At 44.9% G+C, this 23,730-nt stretch carries 17 protein-coding genes; 2 read left to right on the forward strand and 15 right to left on the reverse strand.

From position 1 onward, the window contains the following. Positions 1 to 52: 52 nt before the first annotated feature. The gene (locus tag DTQ70_RS18745) at positions 53 to 868 is read left to right on the forward strand and encodes a UDP-2,3-diacylglucosamine diphosphatase (protein ID WP_122934474.1); all 816 of its coding nucleotides are present in this window, start codon (positions 53 to 55) and stop codon (positions 866 to 868) included. On the opposite strand, the gene DTQ70_RS18750 is transcribed toward DTQ70_RS18745, so the two are convergent. The 7 genes from DTQ70_RS18750 to rimP all read right to left on the reverse strand — a co-directional run bounded on the left by DTQ70_RS18750 (position 869) and on the right by rimP (position 9,124). After that, the gene (locus DTQ70_RS18750; RefSeq protein WP_122932224.1) at positions 869 to 1,603 is read right to left on the reverse strand and encodes a carboxypeptidase-like regulatory domain-containing protein; all 735 of its coding nucleotides are present in this window, start codon (positions 1,601 to 1,603) and stop codon (positions 869 to 871) included. A gap of 57 nt (positions 1,604 to 1,660) precedes the next feature. Further along, a complete protein-coding gene (locus DTQ70_RS18755; RefSeq protein WP_122932225.1) occupies positions 1,661 to 2,494 on the reverse strand; it encodes a phosphatidate cytidylyltransferase in 834 nt (277 codons plus the stop codon). Continuing rightward, a complete protein-coding gene (locus DTQ70_RS18760; protein WP_028524209.1) occupies positions 2,475 to 2,687 on the reverse strand; it encodes a DUF2007 domain-containing protein in 213 nt (70 codons plus the stop codon). The genes DTQ70_RS18755 and DTQ70_RS18760 overlap by 20 nt, the downstream gene beginning before the upstream one ends. A gap of 54 nt (positions 2,688 to 2,741) precedes the next feature. Next, complete coding sequence (locus DTQ70_RS18765; protein WP_122932226.1) at positions 2,742 to 3,638, reverse strand: CPBP family intramembrane glutamic endopeptidase; 897 nt, start codon at positions 3,636 to 3,638, stop codon at positions 2,742 to 2,744. Positions 3,639 to 3,862: 224 nt separating this feature from the next. Further along, on the reverse strand, positions 3,863 to 7,180 hold the full coding sequence (gene infB / locus DTQ70_RS18770; RefSeq protein WP_122932227.1) for a translation initiation factor IF-2: 3,318 nt from the start codon (positions 7,178 to 7,180) through the stop codon (positions 3,863 to 3,865). Between the two features lie 168 nt (positions 7,181 to 7,348). Further along, positions 7,349 to 8,593, reverse strand: a complete 1,245-nt coding sequence (gene nusA / locus DTQ70_RS18775; protein ID WP_122932228.1) for a transcription termination factor NusA — start codon at positions 8,591 to 8,593, stop codon at positions 7,349 to 7,351. Positions 8,594 to 8,656: 63 nt separating this feature from the next. Next, a complete protein-coding gene (gene rimP / locus DTQ70_RS18780) occupies positions 8,657 to 9,124 on the reverse strand; it encodes a ribosome maturation factor RimP (protein WP_122934475.1) in 468 nt (155 codons plus the stop codon). A gap of 114 nt (positions 9,125 to 9,238) precedes the next feature. On the opposite strand from rimP, the gene DTQ70_RS18785 reads away from it, so the two are divergent. Continuing rightward, positions 9,239 to 10,528 carry an McrC family protein gene (locus DTQ70_RS18785; protein ID WP_122932229.1) on the forward strand — a complete coding sequence of 430 codons (1,290 nt, stop codon included), beginning with the start codon at positions 9,239 to 9,241 and terminating at the stop codon, positions 10,526 to 10,528. A gap of 39 nt (positions 10,529 to 10,567) precedes the next feature. Here the strand turns inward: DTQ70_RS18785 and lpdA are convergent, their stop codons facing one another. From lpdA to DTQ70_RS18825, 8 genes are all read right to left on the reverse strand, one after another. Then, positions 10,568 to 11,971, reverse strand: a complete 1,404-nt coding sequence (gene lpdA, locus DTQ70_RS18790) for a dihydrolipoyl dehydrogenase (protein WP_122932230.1) — start codon at positions 11,969 to 11,971, stop codon at positions 10,568 to 10,570. A 124-nt stretch (positions 11,972 to 12,095) separates the two neighbouring features. Then, positions 12,096 to 13,643, reverse strand: a complete 1,548-nt coding sequence (gene odhB, locus DTQ70_RS18795) for a 2-oxoglutarate dehydrogenase complex dihydrolipoyllysine-residue succinyltransferase (protein ID WP_122932231.1) — start codon at positions 13,641 to 13,643, stop codon at positions 12,096 to 12,098. A 47-nt stretch (positions 13,644 to 13,690) separates the two neighbouring features. After that, on the reverse strand, positions 13,691 to 16,465 hold the full coding sequence (locus DTQ70_RS18800) for a 2-oxoglutarate dehydrogenase E1 component (protein WP_122932232.1): 2,775 nt from the start codon (positions 16,463 to 16,465) through the stop codon (positions 13,691 to 13,693). Positions 16,466 to 16,548: 83 nt separating this feature from the next. Then, entirely contained in the window at positions 16,549 to 17,466 is a 918-nt protein-coding gene (locus DTQ70_RS18805; RefSeq protein ID WP_164490106.1) for a PorP/SprF family type IX secretion system membrane protein, read from the reverse strand. A 247-nt stretch (positions 17,467 to 17,713) separates the two neighbouring features. Beyond that, entirely contained in the window at positions 17,714 to 19,135 is a 1,422-nt protein-coding gene (locus DTQ70_RS18810; RefSeq protein WP_122932234.1) for a TlpA disulfide reductase family protein, read from the reverse strand. A 14-nt stretch (positions 19,136 to 19,149) separates the two neighbouring features. Beyond that, positions 19,150 to 20,247, reverse strand: a complete 1,098-nt coding sequence (locus DTQ70_RS18815; RefSeq protein WP_122932235.1) for a redoxin domain-containing protein — start codon at positions 20,245 to 20,247, stop codon at positions 19,150 to 19,152. A 40-nt stretch (positions 20,248 to 20,287) separates the two neighbouring features. Further along, positions 20,288 to 22,294 (reverse strand): carboxypeptidase-like regulatory domain-containing protein, encoded by a 2,007-nt coding sequence (locus DTQ70_RS18820; protein WP_122932236.1) that lies wholly within the window; start codon positions 22,292 to 22,294, stop codon positions 20,288 to 20,290. Between the two features lie 92 nt (positions 22,295 to 22,386). Further along, positions 22,387 to 23,709, reverse strand: a complete 1,323-nt coding sequence (locus DTQ70_RS18825) for an HlyD family secretion protein (RefSeq protein WP_122932237.1) — start codon at positions 23,707 to 23,709, stop codon at positions 22,387 to 22,389. Positions 23,710 to 23,730: the final 21 nt, after the last annotated feature.

Consider the following 23,730-nt stretch of genomic DNA (forward strand, 5'->3'; position numbering starts at 1 on the left):
AAAAATCTTGTAAAGTAATCTCCGTATTTTTGCGCGAATGTTTCAAAGTCACATGTCTTTTCAATCTTTAAAAGTTAGCCTTTCGCCCGCGAAGAAAGTCTATTTTGCCTCTGATTTTCACCTTGGTGCCCCCACTCATGCCGATAGCCTCGTTCGCGAAAAACGCATTGTGCGGTGGCTAGAAAGTATCCGTCACGACGCACAACTTATCTGCTTGGTTGGCGATTTGTTTGATTTCTGGTACGAACACAAGCGCGTCGTTCCGCGTGGTTTTGTTCGGTTATTGGGAAAACTTGGAGAATTGACAGATGCGGGCATCCAGATTATCGCATTCCCTGGCAATCATGACATGTGGATGACCGACTATTTTGAAAAAGAATTAAACATAAAAACCTACCGCCGCCCGCTTGATTTACTGGTCGAAACCGCGCCTGATGCGCCCATTCGGTCGTTTCACGTTGCGCACGGCGACGGCCTTGGCCCAGGCGACCATTTTTACAAATTACTCCGCATTGTTTTTGAAAGTAAACTGGCGAGTTGGGCGTTTGGAAACCTTTTACACCCCAATATTGCACTCTGGCTGGGGCAATCGTGGGCGTTGCATAGCTGGCGCAAACACGAAAAAGAAGGGCAGCCGTCGTATTGGGGCGAAGACAAAGAATGGCTTGTTTTGTACGCTAAAGAGCAGGAGAAACTGCACCATCACGATTTTTACGTTTTTGGACACCGACACATTAAGCTCGACTTGCCCATCAATCAGCACAGCCGAACCCTCATTTTGGGCGATTGGATTGTGTATAATTCTTACGCCGTTTTTGACGGCCAAGAAACCTTGCTCGTTGATTATGACGAACTTCAAAAAGCCTAATTAATTATCTTTCTTCAAAATATCTTGGCGGGAGATATTTTCGCGCGGGGCTTGTTTAAGGATGTCGCGGTATTCTTTCTTTTTCAAGTCACCATTTTTGACTGACTTAATAAAGCTTGCCCAGGCAAAGGGGTTCAAAAAAGGCAGGGTATTTGAGAAACTTCGGTTAGCAGCGTTTTCACGACCAAAAATTTGTTGGTCCATAAAACTTCGGTAATTAGAAGCAGCGCTCATCGGTGTGGCGGCGGCCATTTGCATTAGAAGCTCTTGACGCGTATTTCGTTCGAGATTTTCCCGTTCAAATTCGTCAGGCAATTTCATTGCGATAAACGCTTTTTTAAAGTCTTCTTCCGTTGCATACGGATAGACCTTCACTTCTGCCAGCGTTTTTATGTCTTCTTTCATCAAAATGATGGCCGAATACGATTCCTCCATGTGGCGTTTTGGAACCACGTGGTATTGCTTTTGGTATCCCAAATAACTAAACACCACACTATCCCCTGGAAATACGGGCAAGGCAAAATATCCTGCTTCGTCCGCCAAGGTTCCTCGTCCTGCTTTTGGAATAAAAATATAGGCTTTCGCGAGCGTTTGAGTACCTTTCACTCCGACTACACGCCCCGTAAACATAATGCTTTTAACCTGCCCTTGAGCACGGCTCTCAGCCATATTCAGCAATGAAAGCAAGAAAATAACCCCAACGAGGAAGTAGCTGTATGTATGTTTTTGTAGCATAGTTTTTGGTCAAAAATGAACGCAAAGGTGTGTCCTTATAATGAGTAACGTTTTTAGCTATGAAAAAATTTTAACGAATGTCACAATAAACGGTGCCGAAAGCAGTAATCCGTCAAAACGGTCTAAAAAGCCTCCGTGTCCTGGAATCGTACTACCAGAATCTTTGATGGCAATGCTTCTTTTAAAAAGAGATTCGACTAAATCTCCTAATGTACCTGCCACCACAATCAGTGCTCCGATACAATACCAAGCCCATTCTTCATACGAGCGGAAGTAAATTCCAAGGATAAAAGCTACAATAGCTGCAAAAAAAGCCCCACCAACGGCCCCTTCCCATGATTTTTTGGGAGAAACACGTTCAAAAAGTTTTCTTTTCCCGAAATAAGTACCCGCAAAATAAGCACCCACGTCGGTTGCCCACAATAAAAACAAGCTTCCGAGTACGATTTCGTAATTATAGACTCCACCACGCATCGCCAAGACACTTAATAACGAGAAAGGAATGGCGACGTAAATAATCCCCAAAAACGTAAAAGCGATGTTTTGAAAGGGTTTTAGGTCTTTTTTCTTATATAATTTTATAAAGAAAATCATGGTAACCATCGGACTAATCAGGAAGTAATTTTGGAAATCAATGACTTCTTTTTCAACCAAAAATGTTAGGAGGTTGATAAAAACCCCGCATAACGTGCCATAATAGGTTAAGGGTTGATTTCCGTCAAGCCCTAGTAGTTTGTAAAACTCTAATTGGGTAAGAATACTGATGGCACAAAAAAGCAATAAAAACGTCCAATCACTGTACAAAATAGCGGATAAAATGATGGCTACCCCTACAATTGCGGCAATAATACGTTGTTGAAGATTAGATAGGTTATTCAAAGGAGATTTCATTCTCTACGATAGTTTTGGCAATGATAGCATCTTTCAAAGGAACATACAACTCGTACTTGCCAAAGTGGTAACTGCTATCCTGTTTATTAATAACAACTCCCGAAATAGATTGTTGCTCTAAATATTCCCGCACGATTTCGGCACGATGCTGGAAACTTGTCTCAAAGATTTTTTCCCAATTATCAACAGTCATTTGGTTTATTGTACATGTAAGCGCCTCCTTGCTGTGCAGATAGTGCTACAAACTCTACAACTGGGCAACTCTACGGTGAGAAATCATTTTTAAGTTTAAAAGCAAACCTGCCGTTAGTACTAATGATACTAATGCCCCTGTCCATGAAATAGTAGATTCAGGATTCTCAACATTCATTGAAATTAGCTGCTGGTTGGACAAGTAAACCATTAGCAGCGTAGCTGCATTATTGACGAAGTGAGCAAAAATGGGTGTCCATAGATTTCGGCTCCACGCATACATATAACCAAACATGGCTCCTAGGAGCATTCGGGGTATAAAGCCTAAGAACTGCAAATGGGTAGCACTAAATATCGCCGCTGTCAACCAAATGGAGATGTGCATGTCACCAATTTTATGAAATATTTTCCGCTGAATAATTCCCCTAAACAGCACTTCTTCGCCAATGGCTGGAATAATAGCCATCACCGTCATGGCTACTAATAGCTTGGTCAATGACTTAAATTCGGTCAAAAACTGGGTCATTGTGGCCAACTCTTGCTCTTTACGCCTCATCCAGCTTTCAACCCTAAATAGTCCCTGAGGTAAGTGTACACTGTTATTCCATTCAATAATTAGGCTATTCAATGGCATAAAAGCCAGCACGGCCAGACAAGCAACTCCTAGCAGTAAAAAAGAAGGTAACGGACGACGCACGAAGTCTTCAACCCGATGTTGTTCTGACCATCGCCAATAAATAACGCTAGGAATAAGAAACGTAAACGAATGGGATACCGCTTGTATCAACATCAAATACCACCATGAATGCGGGTAGGTCTCAGGCTTTTGAAGCATTTGAGCGATGTCTTCAAGCCCCAGCCCACCGTGCGTCATACTTAGGGCCATAATCGCCGCCATCGCAAGGAGATTACCTAGCGAAGAGCCCAACAAAACCAACCCAAAAAGCAGCATGACGTTACGCCAAGGGGGTCTTTGGGGGACACTATGAAAAATATCTGATTGTATTTCTTCCACGGACTAACTAAATAAACTTACACAAATATAACATTCCCTACCAAATTATGATACTTTGTCCCTCACTCAGGCAACGTTTGTGCGACGTTCTCTGCCTTCCTTAAAACGAAACGGGCCTTTGGTGATACCAAAAGCCCGTCGTAATCAATGTATTTGTATATTTACAGTGTCCGTTTTACTTCTTTCATTTCGAAGCTTTCTACAATATCCCCTACTTGAATATCATTAAGCCCCTTGATGCTAAGACCAAATTCAAACCCTGATTTCACTTCGTTTACATCGTCTTTGTAACGTTTAAGCTGCGAAATTTCACCTTCGTGAACCACAATAAAGTCACGGATAACGCGCACTTTATTATTACGCTTGATTTGCCCATCGGTTACATAACATCCTGCTACGGTACCTACTTTGCTAATCTTGAACACTTCGCGAATCTCAGCGTTACCCACAATGACTTCTTCCATTGTTGGCTCCAACATACCCAACATCGCGTCTTTTACTTCGTTGATAGCGTCGTAAATGACCGAATAGAGGCGGATTTCGATTTGTTCTTGTTCTGCAAGTTTCTTGGCATTGATAGAAGGTCGTACTTGGAAACCAACAATGATGGCATCCGACGCAATCGCCAAGTTGACATCCGACTCAGCGATTTGGCCCACCGCTTTGTTGACAATGTTCACTTGTACCTCTTCTGTCGAAAGTTTCAACAATGAATCCGACAAGGCTTCTACCGAACCGTCCACGTCACCTTTGATGATGATGTTCAATTCTTTGAAAGTTCCGATGGCCTTACGACGACCGATTTCTTCCAGCGTAATGTGCTTACGAGTACGGATTGTTTGCTCACGCATGATTTGTTCGCGCTTGTTGGCAATCTCCCGTGCTTCACGTTCTGATTCCATCGCATTGAACTTATCCCCCGCTTGAGGCGCACCGTTCAAACCAAGCAGCTGCACAGGAGTAGATGGGCCTGCGGTTTTTAGGCGAGTCCCCGACGCGTCAAACATTGCCTTTACACGTCCATGGTGGGAACCTGCCAAAATAGGATCTCCTACTTTCAGTGTTCCTGTTTGAACCAATACCGTTGCCAAATAGCCACGGCCTTTGTCCAGCGATGCTTCAATCACCGTACCAGAAGCACGGCGTTCTGGATTGGCTTTGAGTTCGAGCAAGTCGGCTTCCAACAATACTTTTTCGAGCAAATCAGGAATACCAACCCCTGATTTTGACGAGATTTCTTGTGTTTGGTACTTTCCACCCCACTCTTCCACCAAAATATTCATATTTGCCAATGCTTCGCGGATTTTTTCCGTATTAGCGCCTGGCTTGTCAATCTTACTAAAGGCAAATACAATCGGGCTTCCCGCGTTTTGTGCGTGGTTAATCGCTTCCCGCGTTTGAGGCATGATAGAATCGTCCGCAGCAATCACAATGATAACGACGTCGGTTACTTTCGCACCCCGCGCACGCATCGCCGTAAAGGCTTCGTGACCTGGTGTATCGAGGAATGTAATTCGACGACCACCATCTGTTTTTACGCTGTATGCCCCAATGTGCTGCGTGATTCCCCCTGCTTCGCCCGCTGCTACGCGAGTACGGCGAATGTAGTCAAGCAACGAGGTTTTACCGTGGTCAACGTGACCCATGATGGTAACGATAGGGGCGCGTTCTTCCAAATCAGCCTCATCGTCTTCAATTTCCTGTACATCGCCCTGAATTTCTTCTTCGGCAGAGATGAAGGAAACGTCATAACCAAACTCATCCGCAATCAAGGTAATGCTTTCAGCATCCAAACGCTGGTTGATTGAGACGAACATACCCATGCTCAAACAAACAGAAATAACCTCTTGCACCGACACATCCATCAAAGAAGAAAGCTCATTGGCCGAGACAAACTCTGTTACCTTGAGTACTTTTGCATCTTCTTGTTCTTGCATCAAGCGATCTTCTTCTGCTTCTGCACGAACACGGCGGCGTTCACGACGTTTATCAGCCCCAAAGTTTTTACCACGGGTAGTACCACTCAAACGAGCATTAGTTGCCTTGATTGAGTCTGATACTTCTTTGTCAGAAATTTCCTCCTTACGTTCGCGGCGGTTGTTATTTGCCGTGTTTCCGCCCTTTTTATTGTTATTATTACTGTTATTACTGGTATTATTACTGGTGTTGGTATTGTTAGTATTTGTATTCCCACCTTGTCCTTGACCCGAGTTTGGCCCTCTGCGGTTGTTGTTATTGTTGGAATTATTGTTGTTACCTCCACCTTGCGCATTTCCTCCAGAAGCTTGCTGCGGTCTGTTCTGACCGTCCCTTGCAGGTCGCTCTCCAGATCTTCCGCTGTTGCCACTATTGTTAGCGTTTGCGTTGTTGTTATTTCCAGCAGTATTATTACCGTTGTTATTATTATTGTTGTTACGGTTAGCAGGCGCATTTTCAACCACCTTTTCCCCTTTGCGTACACGCTTACGCTTGCGTTTTTTGTCCTTGTCCTTATCGCGATTTCCTCCCGCATCACCACTACGGCGATCAGTTGGAAGCTCAATTTTCCCTAAAATGGTCAAACCTTTTAGTGGATCAGCTTTCGCTTCGATAAGTACAGGTTGTGCCTCCACTTCGGGGGCGGTAGCCGGCTCTTCTTTGGCTGGCTGGGGAGGAGTTACTGGTGGCTGAGGTTTTTCAACTCGTGGAGCTGGTTTCTCAACCTCCTGTTTAGGTTGCGGTTGGCTTACTTCTACCTTCACTGGTGGCTCTTGAACTTTTGGTGGAGCAGGAGTTGGCTTCACCTCTTGCACTGGTTCTTCTTTTTTCTCCTCCACTTTAGGGGTTTCCACAGGTGGTTTTATCGGCTCTGGAGCAGGAGCTGGTTTTGTCTCCACTACTACAGGAGCAGGGGCTGGAGTTGGTACTGGCGCTGGTTTTTCTTCAACCACTGGTGGTTTCACAACTACTACTGGTTCTTCTACCTTAGGCGCCACAGGTGGTTCTGGTTTTTTCTCCTCAACAGGAGGAACTACCACCACAGGTTTTGGCTCTTCAACTGGCTTGGGAGCTGGCTGAGGAGGTGTAACCGATGATTTAGGCGCGTCTAAATCAATTTTACCTACTACTTTCAATCCAATTTGAGATGTCTCAGCACGTAAAATCTCTGGTTCTTTTGGCGACGTTGATTCAGAGGCTGATTCACTGGCAGGTTTGTTGTTACCTGCTGCTTGTGAGCTACGAAAATACAGCACGGGGCTATCTTCTCCCTTTGCTGGTGGCGTGGGTGCTACTTCTTCTTTTTTGGGTGTACTTCCCCCCAACAACGACTCAGCCTTGAATTCTTTCGCCAAAAACTCAAGTTGTTCTGCGTTTAGCTTTGTATTAGGATTGTTGTCCACCTTATACCCTTTTGCAGCCAAAATACTCGCAACCGCTGCGTGATTACGGTTGAGAATTCGGGCCGCTTGGCTAAGGCGCATACTTTTTTCTTCCGACATATTGGAAATTTTCGTACTAAAGTACGGGTTATTGTTTATTCGTTTTTCTGGAAAAACCCTGAAAATTAGTCCAAAGATACAGATTTATTTGTCAAGTCTTAGTATCTCTCGTACTAACAACGCCTAAAAACCGTTTGTAATGGACATTTTAAATCTAAAAGTCCTGAATTATTCAAACTCTCGGCGCAAAATTTCTAAGATTTCATCAACGGTTTCTTCTTCAAGATCGGTACGGCGAATCAATTCTTCTTTGCTGATGCTGATTACTTGTTTCGCAGTATCCAAACCTATCTTACGGAATTCTTCGATCATCCACTCGTCGATTTCGTCCGTAAATTCGTTCAAGTCAACGTCTTCTTCGTCTTCTTGACCTTCTACATCGCGGAATACGTCGATTTCCATGCTCACTAAGCGACCTGCCAACTTGATGTTTTGTCCCCCCTTACCAATTGCCAACGACACTTGGTCTGGTTTCAAATACACCGATACTCGTTTGGCTTCGCGGTCGATGACCATCGAGGTGATTTTTGCAGGGCTCAACGCACGCTGAATCAACAACTCTAAGTTTTCAGTGTAGTTGATGACGTCGATGTTTTCGTTGTTCAATTCACGTACAATCGTATGAATACGTGAACCTTTCATACCCACGCAAGCTCCTACGGGGTCGATGCGGTCGTCGTATGATTCCACTGCGACTTTGGCTCTTTCACCTGGTTCGCGAACAATCTTACGGATATGGATGAGGCCATCGTAAATTTCAGGGATTTCGTTTTCAAACAAACGCTCCAAGAACACTGGCGACGTACGCGACAAAGTAATGCGTGGCGTGCCGTTGTTCAACTCTACTTTGTGAATGACTACTTTTACAGGCTCTCCTTTGCGGTATTTGTCTTTGAAAATTTGCTCTTGTTTTGGCAATACGAGTTCGTTTCCTTCCGAATCCAAACAAATAAGCTCATTTTTCAAAATTTGATACACTTCCACGTTGAGCAAATCGCCCACCATGTCTTTGTATTTGTAGTACAACAATTCTTTCTCCAAGTCCTTGATTTTCTGAATCAAAGTTTGGCGAGCTGTTTGTACCATACGGCGGCCAAAGTCCTCCAATTTTACTTCTTCGGCTACTTCTTCACCTACTTCAAAGTCATCTTGGATTTTACGGGCTTCTGCCAATGGAATTTTATCTGGTTCCCAAATATCTTCTGAGTTATCATCCACGATTTCGCGGGTACGCCACATTTCGAGGTCCCCACTGTCAGGGTTGATGATTACGTCAAAATTGGTATCGGTTCCATATTTCTTACGAATCATTGTACGAAACACATCTTCCAATACTTTGATAATCGTAGGACGATCGATGTTTTTGGAACGCGCAAACTCCGCAAATGATTCTATCAATACTGCACTATCCATTTTCTTTCGAAAGAGTTAAGTGGCAAGCCACAGTTTATGATTATTCGTTAGTTTTTATTCGTTTTAAAATTTGATTTGTACTTCTGCCCTGGCAATATCACCATAGGCAAAAGTCAACTCCGCAGGGACTTGGTCTTTCTTCTTTTTCTTCAATTCTTCCTTGACGGTAAACCCTTCGTCCGAAACGGCGATTAATTCTCCTCTTTTTTCGATTCCATCTTTCAGAATCACTTTTAGCGTACGGCCAATGTTTTTCTGAAACTGACGAGGAAAAGCTAAGGGATAATCCACGCCTGGCGAGGAAATCTCAAGGGTATAAGCGTTCGGAATAAGCTCCTCCGCTTCAATCATATCATCTAGTTTGCGGCTTATTTCGGCACATTCGTCGATGCTAATTCCCGCGTCACTATCCATCAATATCGTCACTTTTTGTCGCACTTTTGAAGGAGAAACTTGTACCTCCACAATGAAGTATTTATCCTCTTCCAAAAGCGTTGACAGCAAAGCGATTATTCTTTCTTTTAGGTTCATTTTTTGCCAACAAAAAAGGGGAATTTCTTTCCCCTCTGTAATCAATCATCATGTAATTAGGGACAAAGGTAATTGATTTTTACTAATTTAGCAAGTGTGACTCTAACTTATGCTATGCCACAGCACTTTACGATTACCGAACACGGGTACATCCGAAGACTATCTACCGCCCTTCGTAAGGAGCAAACCGATACACTTTCGGCCATTTTTGTGTCTGATTCTACTTTTGAGCTTTTAAAACAGTTATCTTTTCGAGCCAATACCGACCCACTTTTGACTTACAGCGTTCAAAAAGGGGGAGAATTTATCCGTATAAAAAACTACGTGGGCGTGCTCCAACTGGCAGATAGAACACAGATTGAGATTTTACCCAAAATAGCCTTACACACTCAATTGCCTGAGATGCGTTTGGCGCTCTTGAGAATGCTACGCACAGTACCCGAGTTGCCCTTTCATCGACTTTCGCAAGCGCAATTGCAACAGGCACACTTACCCGTTTGGGAGATTTTTATCTCCGCGTTTATTGCCGAAATTGAACAATTGACCCGACAAGGGATTCAAAAATCGTACGAGACGGTGGAGGAACAAAGTCGTTTTTTGAAGGGAAAATGGCAGTATCATCGCCAAAATCACGCCCATCCTGAATTGTTGGCCATTGAACATGACCAATTTATAGCAGACATCTTACCTAATCGATTGCTCAAAACCTGCATTGAGTTTCTAGCCAAACGAAGCCAATATTTACCCAATCAGGCCAAATTACGAAAGTTGCGTTTCATTTGGGACGAAATACAGCCCTCTTCTACGCTGGCGGAAGACTTTCAAAAGGTTCAACACTTAGCTCGAAGTTTTGATCGCTACACTCAAGCTTTAAAATGGGCAAAAATTCTGTTGATGAACCAGTCGTGGAGCACCTTCGGAAAAAACACCAACGAGTCGCTTTTATTTCCTACTGAGCAACTGTTTGAACGATATGTAGCACAAGGTTTTAAACGCTATTGTCAAGGGTATGAAGTAGTTTATCAAGAAACGGCTCACCATTTAGTGCATCGCCACGACGGGAAACCTCAATTTAAACTACGTCCCGACTTGGTTTTGCGCTTTCAGGAACAAGTCATTGTTATCGACATCAAATGGAAACGCATTGCCCCCGATGCTCCCAATTACGGCATCGACCAAGCGGATTTGTACCAGCTCTACGCCTACGGCCAAAAATACCGCGCAACCGAGTTGTATTTGCTCTATCCTGCTCATGAGAGTTTTACGACTTCCCTACCCGCTTTCAGGTTTGAGGATGCGCTTCCACTTACCGTTCTCCCATTTGACATAACCCAGCCTTTATCGACGAGCATGGGAACGATTCGGGCCATTATAGCCCATCAAAAAAATACCCCGACAAGCTAGCTCATCGGGGTATCAGTGATTTGGCTATAAATTCAAGCGTTACGCATTCAAGGCGCGGTTGCCAGTGGCTGCTAAACACGCTTCTTTAAACGCTTCGGTATAAGTCGGGTGCGCGTGCGACATACGGCTAATGTCCTCCGCCGATGCACGGTATTCCATCGCTACTACGGCTTCCGCAATCATGTCGGCAGCACGTGGACCAATGATATGAGCGCCCAAAATTTCGTCCGTTTCTTTGTGAGCCAGTACCTTTACCGTACCATCGATGTCCATACTAGCGCGGGCACGTCCCAACGCTTTGAACGGAAACGAACCCGACTTGTAAGGCACACCTTTGGCTTTGAGTTCTTCTTCCGTGCTTCCGACACTTGCCACTTCTGGCCATGTATAAACAACGCCTGGAATCAACGAATAGTTGATGTGTGGTTTTTGGCCAACAATGGTTTCGGCTACAAATACGCCTTCTTCTTCGGCTTTGTGGGCGAGCATTGCTCCGCGAATCACGTCGCCGATGGCATAAATGTTAGGAACTTTGGTTTGAAGTGTATGCTCGTCCACTTCGATTTTTCCGCGGTTATCAGCGACCAAACCTGCATTTTCAATTGCTAAACCATCGGTATATGGGCGGCGTCCTACGCTCATCAAACAGTAGTCACCCGTAAATGTTACGATTTCACCTTTTGGATTTTCGGCCGTAACCACTACTTCGTCTCCTGTATTTTCAACTGACTTCACTTTGTGACTGAAGTAGAAGTCGGTACCGAGTTTTTTCAAGCTACGTTGAAGCTCTTTACCCATTGTTCCGTCCATGGTAGGAATCATAGCCGAAGCATACTCTACAAAGCTCACTTTTGCACCGATACGGGCATACACAGAGCCTAATTCAGCCCCGATTACCCCTGCTCCAATCACGATTAAGTGCTTTGGAACTTCTTTCATTTGAAGGGCTTCGGTAGAAGTAATAATGCGTTTTTTATCGATAGTTACCCCTGGCAAAGATGAAGGTTTTGAGCCTGTTGCAATAACGATATTTTTTGACGTTACCATCTCAATTTCACCCGAATCTTTGGTCACTTTTACCGTGTTTTTATCCACGAAAGAACCTTTTCCTTGGTAAACGTCGATTTTATTTTTCTTCATCAAAAACTCTACTCCTTTGCAAACTTGGCTGACAACCTCGCTTTTGCGGGCAATCATCTGTGCCAAATCCACCTGCAAGTTTTCGAGTTTGATGCCATGTTCAGCAAAGCTATGCGCCGCATTGTAGTAATGTTCTGACGAGTCAAGCAATGCTTTTGAAGGAATACAACCTACGTTAAGGCAAGTTCCTCCCAGCGTTTTATATTTTTCGATGATGGCCGTTTTCAAGCCTAATTGAGCACAACGAATGGCGCAGATATAGCCTCCTGGCCCTGAACCGATAACGATAACGTCGTATTGCATTGGTTAGTTATGAATTTATGTGCCGAAGCACGAGTTATTAGCTATTTTTAGTCTCACTTTTGCATAACCAGAACTCTCTATAAAACAGCAAAGACGCCTTGAAAAAGCGTCTTTGCATTGATTTTTATACTTCCAACAACAAACGTGTTGGATCTTCAAGGATTTGCTTCACACGTACCAAGAAGCTTACTGAGTCACGTCCGTCGATGGTTCGGTGGTCGTAGCTAAGTGCCACGTACATGATAGGACGTACTACGATTTCACCATTTACTACCACGGGGCGTTCTACGATGTTGTGCATACCCAAAATCGCCGATTGTGGTGCGTTGATAATTGGGGTCGAAAGCATCGACCCAAAGATACCACCGTTGGTAATGGTAAATGTACCACCTTGCATTTGGTCGATGGTCAATTTGTTGTCACGGGCCAAACCTGCCAAGCGAATGATTTCTTTTTCGATTTCGGCAAAGGTCATTTTTTCAGCATTGCGAACCACAGGCACCACCAAACCACGGTCAGTCGAAACGGCGATTGAAATGTCTGAGTAGTCGTTGTAAACCACTTCTTCCCCGTCGATGAACGAGTTTACGACAGGGAACTCCTGCAACGCAATCGCGCACGCTTTGGTAAAGAACGACATAAAGCCGAGGCCAACACCGTGTTTTTCTTTGAATTTATCTTTGTATTTGGCGCGTAACTCCATGATAGGCTTCATGTCCACCTCGTTGAAGGTCGTCAACATGGCCGTTTCATTTTTCACTGCTACCAAACGGCGAGCAATGGTTTTACGCAACGAAGTCATTTTTACGCGACGCTGTCCGCGTGGATCAGCAGCTTTTGGAGCGGCTGGTGCCACAGGGGCTGCTTTTGGAGCAGGGGCAGGCGTAGCTGCCGCTGGCGCTGCAACTTGCGCTTTTTCGGCGTCTTCTTTGGTAATACGTCCACCAACACCTGAGCCAGCTACCTCCGATGCACTAATGCCTTTTTCCGAAAGAATTTTGGCAGCGGCTGGCGATGGGTGACCCGAGGCATAACCACTTGCCGATGCCACTGGCGCAGCAGCTGGGGTTTCTACGGGAGCTGGGGCTGGAGCAGCGGATTGGCTAACCCCTCCGCCTACTTCGATGCGGCAGATGGTCGCACCAATAGGCAAGGTAGCACCTGCTTCGGCAACAATGCGGAGTGTTCCTGCCGCTTCAGCAGGAAGTTCAAAAGTTGCTTTGTCCGATTCCAATTCGCACAAAACCTCATCCAATTGTACTACATCGCCGTCTTTCTTATTCCAGTTGGCAATCGTCACTTCCGTCACCGATTCTCCTACCGTTGGCACTTTCATTTCTACCACTTTAGCAGCTACGGGCGCCGATGCTGCGGGAGCAGGGGCAGGTGCCGCCGCTACTGGAGCAGGTGTAGGAGCGGGGGCAGGTGCCGCCGCTGATGCTTCGATAATACAAATCAAACCACCAATCGGCAGAACATCTCCTTCTTGGGCTTTGATACGCAGTACGCCATCGGCTTCTGATACTACTTCAAACGACGCTTTATCAGAGTCTAAGCTGCATATTACTTCATCACGCTTGACGCTTTCCCCGTCTTTTTTCACCCAAGAACCAATCGTTACTTCGGTGATAGATTCCCCAACGGTTGGGACTTTTATTTCAATTTGTGACATCCTTCTTATATCCTTTACGTGCTGAAGCACAAGTTAATCGTTTATTGTTATTTTCCAGCAAAAGCTTGTTCGATGAGGTCGGCTTGCTCCACCGTATGAATTTTCATGTAACCCGTTGCAGGTGATGCACTTGCTTTGCGGGCAATCACACTTCCCAAACCAATTTCTGGGAATTCACGGAGAATAAACGACCAGTAACCCATGTTTTCTGGCTCTTCTTGCACCCATACAACTTCGGCTTTTTTGTACTGTGACAAGTACGCCTCTATTTGCTTTTTGGGGAATGGGTGCAATTGTTCAACCCGAATGATGGCCACGTCTTTGCGCTGGTCTTTTTGTTGTTTGTCATACAACTCCCAGTAAATTTTACCAGTACACAACAACACTTTTTTCACCTTTTTAGGATCCGCATACGTATCGCCGATGGTTTCTTGGAAACGACTTCCTTCTAAGAAATCGCTCATTGGCGAAACTGCCATTGGACTACGCAACATCGACTTAGGCGACATCAAAATACACGGCTTACGGAATGGCGTCGTTAGCTGACGACGCATCATGTGGAACAAGTTGGCAGGGGTTGTGATGTTACACACATACATATTATATTCTGCCGAAAGAATCAAGAAACGTTCTGGACGGGCGCTTGAGTGCTCAGGGCCTTGGCCTTCGTAGCCGTGTGGCAGAAGCATCACCAAGCCGTTCATGGCATTCCATTTTGATTCGGTAGCCGCAATAAACTGGTCAATCATGATTTGGGCACCGTTGGCAAAATCTCCAAACTGTGCTTCCCAAATCACCAATGCGTGGGGGTTTGCCATGGCATACCCGTATTCGTAACCCATTACTCCGTACTCTGAAAGCAATGAGTTATAGATTTCAAATTTACCTTGTCCTTCGCCAATGTAGGCCAAGCTGTTGTGCGTAGCGTTGGTTTCGCTTTCGTGCAATACCGCATGGCGGTGCGAGAAGGTACCACGCTGCACGTCCTGCCCTGTCATACGAACCGTTCTACCTTCGGCCAAAAGCGAACCGTAAGCCAGCAACTCACCCGCTGACCAGTTGAAAGGTTTTTCGCCCGCAAAAATCTGCTTGCGTTCTTCCAACACCTTTTCAATTTGTTTCAGCACCTTGAAATCGGCAGGAAGGCTCGAAAGGGCGTTACCCACTTTCTCAATCACTTCTTTAGAAATACCTGTTTCGGGCGACTGCTCAAAATCCTCTGGTACTGAGCGGCGCAATTCTGCCCAATCACGTTCAAGCTTTGGACGCTCGTAGGGAAGTTGTTTCTGTTTTACTTTTTGCAATAATTCTTGCAGTTCTCCTTCCAACTCAGCGCGCATTTGGTCGGCAATCTGCGCATCCAACTCACCGCGTTCCGTCAATTCTTTCAAGTACAAATCACGGCCGTTGAGTTGCTGTGAAATTTTAGCGTACATCGTCGGTTGCGTAAAACGCGGCTCATCCGATTCGTTGTGGCCGTATTTACGGTAACAAACCATATCGACAAACACATCACGGTTAAACTCCTGACGGAATTCAACGGCCACTTTCATCACAAACGCTACTGCTTCTGGGTCGTTACCATTGACGTGGAAAATAGGCGCATCCACAATTCTGGCGATATCCGAACAATAAATCGACGAGCGGTCGTCTTCGTGGTCGGTTGTAAAGCCAATCTGGTTGTTAATCACAAAATGTAACGTTCCTCCTGTGTAATAGGCAGGAAGATTCGACATTTGGGTTACTTCATATACGATACCTTGTCCAGCCACGGCGGCGTCACCGTGAATCAAGATAGGTAATACAGGATCATATTTATCTTGACCTGGAATGTGGTTGTAGTGCTCATCCGCACGGGCACGCACGTATCCAACTACTACTGGATTAACCGCCTCCAAGTGCGACGGGTTTGGCATCAGCTTGAGGCTTACGCGTTTACCTTCGGGCGTTTCGATTTGGCTCTCGTAACCCATGTGGTATTTTACGTCACCATCACTGAATTCGTCCAACACCACGTTTTCTTCAAATTCATTGAACACTTGCTCGTAAGGCTTGTGCATGATGTTGGTCAGTACGTTGAGGCGACCACGGTGCGCCATCCCTACTACTACCTCTTCCACGCCCAACTCAGCCCCACGGTTGATGGCCACGTCCAAAGCTGGGATAGCCGCTTCACCACCTTCGAGTGAAAAACGCTTCTTACCCAAAAATTTGGTATGTAGGAAGTTCTCGAACGTAACGGCGTCATTCAATTTTTCGAGAATTCTCTTCTTCTGTTCAATTGTTGGATTGAAATTAAGAAACTCATTTTCAATCTTTTTACGCAACCAGCTCTTCACTTTACGATCGCGGATGTATTGGTATTCAAAACCAATTTTACCCGTATAAACTTTTTGGAGAGCGGCGACAATTTCGCGGAGGGTAGCAGCACGGCCAAACACCTCAATACCCGCTTCAAAAACAGTATCTAAATCTGCTTCTGCGAGGTTAAAATCTGATAAATCGAGTTCTGGATAGCGATTTGTACGCGGCCCGAGTGGGTTGGTTTGCGAAGCCAAATGTCCCCGTTGACGATACCCTCTAATAAGGTGTACCACTTCCATTTCTTTACGGGTATGACTAGCCGAGACGGGCTTTTCGGTCGTAGCCGTTCCGTTTCCGTTTAGAGTAGGCTTTGAATCACCGTATTTGAGTGAAAATTCAAACCCTTCGAAGAAACGTTGCCAGCTTAAATCAACGGAGTCAGGTTGTTGTTGGTATTTTTGGTACAACTCTTCAATGTACGCAGCTTCTGAATTCGCTATATATGAGTATTTTTCCATTTAAAAACCACTTAGTTTCAGGGGCGCAAAGTTAGCTTTGAATTTGTAATTAATTGCAAAAATCGTATAGTTTTAGCAAAAATCTAATCTCTTTGAGGATTCGGTTGAAGGGTAAAAACAATTTCGTGGATTCCCTTTCCCACTCCTGCGATGTTATTGGTTTGGGCGTTAAAATCCTCTACTCGACGAGAACTATACGCATAACCAATCCGAATGTTCTTCGATATGTCGTATGCAAGCAAGAGTTGCCAGTAAGTTGTACTGCCAAATCGAACCGATAACCCGCCCGTAAAGCGGTCTTGTGCAGTAGCAATGGCGTTTAAATCAAGACGCATTTTTGACTTTTCGGGCTTGGTAAGAAGTAGAGATGGCTTGACGATGATTCCGTCGCTTACTTCTGATTTCATCCCTAGTTGGACAAAAATGGGGCGTTGGTAATTGATTAATCCGCTCGTGCTGTTGTACCCGTACTGCTGTTTGAGGATTTCGGGCATCGACACTCCTCCAAAAAACGTTTCATCTTCGTAATAAATTCCAACCCCTGCGCTTGGCAAGGCTTTATTGATGTTTCCGCCCGTATTGAGCACATCGCGCGCAGGCAAAACGTTGATTCCACCCAATGCCCCAATCGACAATTTTTGCTCTTCTGATATTTTGTGAATGTAGCTAATACTCCCAAACACGGCCGTATTGGCCGACACGCGGTCGTTTAGCCCTTGGAGTCCTAGGCCAATTTTTCCGTTCGCTACGGTTCCGTCCATGGCAAAAGATTGGGTAATGGGCAACCCTTGCACGCCCGCTACAAATTGACGACGCAATACAGCATTGAAATGGAAGGTTTCACGGATACCCGTTGCGGCAGGATTAATCGCCAGTGGATTTACCAAATACTGGGCATACTGCACTTCGCGCTGGGCTTGGACGTGGTAAGCGGTTAGCAGTAGGCAAGAAGCCGTTAGCAGAAAATTGGCCGTTTGTCGTAAATATCGTTTTTTCATCATTACACGAGTTGATTCATTCATCAACGCAAAAGAAAGCAGGAATCTTGCCAAACACAACAAAAAAAGCAGAAGTCCTCATGAGCTTCTGCTTTTTGATAGGTAGCGAGTGAATTTATTGCAAAATCTTCATATTTTCTATCAAAGGAGACAAACATATAGAATACTTCGTTGTAAGAAATTTTGCAGGTGACTAGGCAAAGGTAGAAACATAGTTCACATTGGACGGATAGTCGTGGAGATTATTATTTTAGCGAGTTGGCTCAAGTAAAACTCGTTCAATCGTCTTTAAAAAATCTTTTCCTTCATTGTATTTAGGTCTCGGTGGATTGGTATCCGCAAACTTTCCTTCTTTGTCGATGATAAAGTAACTTGGCAAACCCATGACACCGTATTGCTTTGCAACTGTGTCTTTAAAGCCATTTTTTAACCGTATGTGATGCCCCACTATCCCCCATTTAGCAATGGCTTTCTTCCAGTCACTCTCTTTGTCGTCCAAAGAAATGCTCAAAAACACTACTTTGTCAGGCGCACTCAAGGATTCTTTTATCTTTTTGACGTTTTTGGCCTCCGCAATGCAAGAACTACACCAACTCGCCCAAAAATCCAACACAATTACTTTGCCTTTATAGCTTTCTAACTTCGCCAATGCCTCAACTCCCAAATCAAATGCTTTTTGTCCTTCGGCCACTACTTTTGCTTTGATTTGCCTACCTTTCAAAAAAGGGATGTATGGACTATTTGGATAATCTTCAACGTATTGATCGTAAAGCTTTTGGTTCGTGGGATTCCAGCCTTCTGTTCTGAGTTTATCAAAAATTTGGTACGCAAACTGGTTTTCTGCCACCTTTGGATGGTATAAACTCCGCTGAAAATCCATCAAGCTCATCGTCGAACTTTTAAACATCACCTTCATGTCATTGTACAAAAAAGAGGATAACGCATCTAAATAGCCAACGTAATACAAAGATTTTGCCGTAGTATCACTTTGTAAAGGCATTGTTCGCGTAAACTTCTTCAGTTCATTCGGCAAATCATAGAATGGAATGGGAGGCTTGTTTTCGGGCAATAATGGCGTAAAACGGTAACTATTCACCTCTCCCTTGATGTCAGCATACCTGACCTTTGCAAACAGAGGCGACGTTATTTTCTCAAATTTGGCTAATAAATTTATCCTTCCCGCCTCAACAGAATCAATGTATTTAAACTGAAATTCAATAGGCTTACCAAAATTTTGCATAAACTTCTCGCCCCAAGAACCCCAATTGCGGGCATCTTCCACGTAATAATTATACTTGGCAGCATTTACTCCTTTAAACGACATTGTTTCCAAAATTTTTGTGGCATCAAAATACATGGTCACACTGTCCCCCTTTTCGATAAGCCAGTTTCTCAACACAACCGACGATTCATTACTGTGATAAAAGTGAATGTAAGCTAAGTCATCTAAAACCAGCTTCAACGTAAACTTATTCGCTTTGTCTAGCTTCGCTTCTATGATTTCACGCTCTCCCACTAAACCATGCCGAAGCAAAATAAAAGACATGGAAGAATCGAGCGGGTTTTTGATTTCTCCAGAAATAGTTACGTTCTGGGAGAAAACCTCTAGTGTAAAAACCAATAAATAGCTGTAAGACAAAAGGAGAATAGTCCAGGTCGTTTTGAGACGCATAAAAATTGAGAGGTTTATTTTTTGCGCAATATTTCTTCCACTTCTTTCAAAATTCTCGAATCACCTCTCTTGACGATTTTAAGATTTTTGTCCAGCAAAAAGTACGTTGGATAAAACGTGATATTCAACTGCTTCGCTAACGTTTTACGTCCCAGACGTAACTCCTCTATTTGCGTCCACCCAATGTCCTTTTTCTTGAGAAGCGCGCGAAGCTGCGCACTGGGCACTTCATTTTCTCCCGCAATCCCTATGATTTGAAGGCGTGACGCGTCAAAAGTCGTGTATAAGTTTTGTAACTCAGGTATCGCCTTGATGCACGGCCCGCACCAACTCCCCCAAAAATCCAGCAAAATGTAATCCGATTTTATTTCCGACAAGTTGACTTCTTTGTCCTCAATACTCCTCGTATTAAACGGCCGAATGCGAACCCCTTCGCCTACACTCTCTATTTTCTTGATTTCGTCCATAATCGCTTTGTGAAACGGATGGTTTCCCCAAGCAGCTGCGTACGCTTGCAGTTGCTCATTACATACACTTTTGGACCAAGCTCTCCATCGGCCTGCCAACAAATAAAAGTCTATAAAATTCCTGCGGGGCGTAAAAATGATGCTATCCAACTGTTTGTTTAACTCTCCAACAGCTTGGCTAGACTTTAACATGAATTTTTCTGCCCCTAATGTGTCCCCAGCCGCTAGTAATTTATTGTACTCAATTGTATTTGCTACCAATTTGTCGCGCACTGGCAATACCATATTTTTATCAAAATCATCCCATTCGGTTGTTAACGTGCTGCCTTTGACAGTAAACTTACTGGATTCATCAAAGATCAATTCCACGTCGCGCTCCCAAACAAAATCTTTGAAGGTTTCTATTACGTTATTTGCAACAATTCTGTAAAACGTCAAAGGTGCATTTTTGCGATTTAGCGTCGCTGTTCCTTTGGCAGCGATTGTGAGTGAGTCAAATGGTTGCATTGATTTGTATCCTCCCATTACTTCCACTTGAACCGTTATAGGCTTCTCTGTTGTGTTTTGAATGGTGAGGTTTTGTGCGACGGCAGTTAGGCTACTCACAGCCCCCAATATGCCTACTAGAAATGACCAAAGCTTCATCGTAACGTTTGTTTATGGATTTATAAACTAACTTTTGGTTTTAACGTACCCGAAGCTCATGCGTAAAAGGCTGATTTTCGAGCGTTAAGCCGTTGATGGTGACGTAATAGGTGACACCTCTGGGTAACAGAAAACGAACCAGCACTTCTCCTTCTTTCGACAACTCCGTGGTTGGCTGCCAATAAAACAGTTTTCCTTCGTTGACGGAGGCCGTAGGCGCAGCGGAGTGGCTCACCGCCCGCTTGGTCACGACATTGATAGCCCCATTTTTACCGCGCAACCCCAACAGTGGATTCGCGCGTTTGATGACTTCAATGCGTTCTACTTCGCTTACGGGAATGGCGCTGAGGCTTTGCAGGGTTCCGTACGGAATTCCATCCAACAAAAAAAGCGGTTCCTCTTCCCCCGACGATGTTGCCCGCAGGCTGTACCCTCCCCCTCGGATTCTCGCTCCTTTTCGGCTAAAACCGCCGTTGTCGGTTGTTTCAAAAATATCAACCCCAGGTACTTTGCTTTGCAACGCCGTGATGACGTTCCCCGAAATAATGTCTCGGAGGTCTTTACTTTCCACCACGTAGTCTATTTTTCCCAACAAAGTTTGGGTAGCGCGTTTGTTTTGTTTGACCTTCACTTTTACCTCTTCCAACGTAATGGCGTTGTTGGGAGCGACGGCCACCGACGAAGTATCAGTAATGGCCACGACTGGCAACGACGTATCGGCCGCGCTCGCTTGCAGGTCTTCAATAACCGCAATCGATACTTTTCCCTGCACGGGCGTTCCGTCCGTTTTTTTCACTTGGATGCGAAAAACCGTCGAATCTCCTTCAAACGAATGTTTGACCGATACCAGCGGTGCGGGGAGTGCCTCTAACGCACTCAAAATGGGGGCTTCGGCTTCCGTTTTGGGCAATAACAACTGCCAATTAGCGGATTCGGGCAGCGGCTCAGGGTCAAAGTCCAGCGGCAACAAATCGGCGACTCGCCCTTCGGCAATGTCGCCCGCCCATTCGCTGCTGTTAGCGTCAAAAAGCAAGCCCGAGGTTGTCACTTCGGCTTTGCCGCCTTTGATACGCAGCCACGACACGGGAAAAGGAGCATCTTGGTACGTCCCGATTCGCGCCACTTGGTTGACATTGAGCACTTCAATTTCATTCCGAATGTACAATTCCCTTGACATCGGAAACTTGCCCATTCGTACGGCCGCCGTATCGTTGAAAGGAAACAGACGCTTGCCCAACTGCGGGTTCAAATGCGTAAATGTGGTTTTTTCGTGGTAGGTAGGACTGACTTCATACACCACAAACCCTTCTTGCTTGAGTTTGTTTTGGGCCAGTGCTTTCAGGAAGTGCCGCTCCGAGCCTTCATACGCCCGTTGGCGGTTTTCGGCGACTTTCTTTTGTTGTTTGGGGTCTGTCAATTTTATTTCTTCAAACCGCGCCAAGCCCGCAAAGCTACTGCGTATAGGTGAAACCGTTGCCCGTTGAAGTTCAAAATAGATATTGTATCCCAACGCTTTGTTTTCGATGGCAATGGGCTGTTTGGCCGAAGCCGAAAACGTATTGCCGTCCCCATCAAAGTCAACGACCCAAGCGTTCAGAATTTTGGTATGACGAACATTTTCACCCGTCCCGACAAACGCCTTCTCAAATTTTTTGTACTGCTTGAGCCACGTTTGGTCGCGCGTACCTTTAACGGCTATTTCGGCGATGGTTTGTTGGGAAGGAACCAGCGAAATGGGAAACAAAAGCGTGTCTCGTTGGCTGTAAGTAATTTTCTGGCGAAAAGTAGTGTAACCCAACAGCGAAACCACGACTTCTACGCTACCACCGCGCAGGTGTTGAAAGACGTTTTTTAGGGTATATTTCCCCAGCGTATCGGTTTCGGTGGCTTTGGAGGTATTGCTAATAAACACAACCGCAAAAGGAACAGGCGCCGAGGTGTGGGCATCTATTACCTTACCGACCAACACCTGTGCTTGGACCGCCGTTTTGACGAAGATACCCAACAGTAAACCGACGATAAACTTTCTTGTCCCGAATTTGAGCATACGATTTGGGCGAATAGTGCCATTATTCCAAGAAAGTTAGTGAATTATGCAGTAACTAGCAACTGTTTTTTTATTCGGTTCAGACTCCCCTATTATTTCCACAACTTTCTTACTTCGTACAGCATTCGTTCGGCCACGCTCACATCGTCCGTCACTATCTCTGCCGTGGCATTCAAGCCATTTTTAAACGGGAGCATTTTGTGCGTAGAGGTCTGTAAACCTTTGGGCAAAACGACAAAGGCCAGAAAGGTACTGTCGGACGAAGGCACTGATGCAATGGTTTGAAGCTGACCCGCAACTACGCCAAATTGCTCAAACGGATAACTCTGAAATTTGATGATGACTCGTTGTCCTACTTTTACTTTCCCCCCATTTTGTTGAGGAATTTTCACTTCCCCCACGGCGTTATTTTGAGGGTTTCCTACGTAAAAAAGCACATCTTCGGCTTTTACTAGCTGCGTTTCTTGCCAAAGTGACGTAAAATAAACCTGTCCATTTTTAGGAGCAATCAGTAAGTAACGTACTTTCCAGGCCATCAGCGAAGCGCGTAACGTATGCAAGGCTTGGCTGCACTTTACTTTTTGGTCATTGGCTTGTTTTTCAAGCTCTGCCATTTCCTTTTGTTTTTGAAGTTGAGCCGTTCCATTGGTCGTTATGTTCATTTCTAACTGCTTCAACGGCATCTTTTTATTCAGGTAATTACGTTCTTCTCGGTTCATTTCCACGGCTGCAATCACCCGTTCTTGAAAAAGTTGTTGGTGCATTTTAAATTCTTTTTCCACCAATGCAAATTCTTCTCGCTGTATTTCTAATTGGGCTTTGAGGTGTTCGTGATTCTGCCGTAAATCTGCTAATTCTTGCCTTAAAAAGTCCTGTTTTTTAGCCAGATACCCATTGGCAAAAAGCGTAGAGGTTTCATTGAATTGCTGGATAAACGCTTGGTAATCGGCCTGTAGCTCGCCCAATTGTTCAAAGTCACTATTTCCCACCACCGACAGCAAGTCAAAGCGGTTTGTATTCACCCACTTTGCGATGGTTTCAAGTTGTTTTTCCAAAGCTGCTACCTGCTGCGGCGAAGCCGTACTTTCCACGTATCCCAATAATTGTCCCTCGCGTACTTGCTCATGCTCGCGAACGCTTAATTTGACTAACCGTCCGTTGGTTCGGGCTACTACGGGCGAGGGGGCATTGTCGGACGTAAGGCGAAATCGAGCGGTGACTATTTCAGGGTACTGAATGACCCACGCCAACACCATCACTCCCGCTAAAATCAATAAAAACAACGAATTTCCCCACTGTACTATCCAGGGAGGTTGATGACCTAACACTTCCTGCAAGTCTTCGTTACGAAGTTCTTCAAACAAAGCAGCTCCTTCGGGGCGGTCGGTGAATAAGTCGTTTTCTTCCTTTGTCATTATTTTGTCATTTCGTAGAAA

This window comes from Runella sp. SP2 (assembly GCF_003711225.1).
GTDB lineage: Bacteria > Bacteroidota > Bacteroidia > Cytophagales > Spirosomataceae > Runella.